The sequence below is a fragment of the Lactobacillus delbrueckii subsp. delbrueckii DSM 20074 = JCM 1012 genome (genome assembly GCF_001433875.1).
In the GTDB taxonomy this organism is placed as follows: domain Bacteria; phylum Bacillota; class Bacilli; order Lactobacillales; family Lactobacillaceae; genus Lactobacillus; species Lactobacillus delbrueckii.
This window is the reverse complement of the sequence record NZ_AZCR01000148.1, coordinates 1-295: the sequence shown is the minus strand read 5'-3', so window position 1 is coordinate 295 and position 295 is coordinate 1. Positions and strand designations below refer to the sequence as shown.

Sequence of the window (295 nt, the reverse complement as noted above, 5' to 3'; positions counted from 1 at the left end):
GCTTATTTTCCACTCAGACCGTGGCTGGCAATATCAGCACCAAGCATATCAAGCCGCTCTGGCTAACAGAGGGATCGATCAGAGTATGTCCAGGTTGGGTAATTCTCTTGATGACGGCTTAATGGAAGGCTTCTTCGGCATTCTTAAGCGGGAGATGTTTTACGGCCAAGAACATAAATACAAGGACTTAAATGAGCTTGAGCAAGCTATTCAGAAATACATCGATTACTACAACAACGTAAGAATCAAGACAGGACGAAAAAACATGACCCCGATTGAATATCGGAATCATGTT

General features: G+C 43.1%; 1 protein-coding gene. It reads left to right on the top strand.

Going from position 1 to position 295, the window contains the following annotated elements; all coding sequences use genetic code 11:
* A partial coding sequence (locus FD23_RS08890) for an IS3 family transposase (protein ID WP_155515453.1) occupies positions 1-295 on the top strand: 295 nt, incomplete at both ends.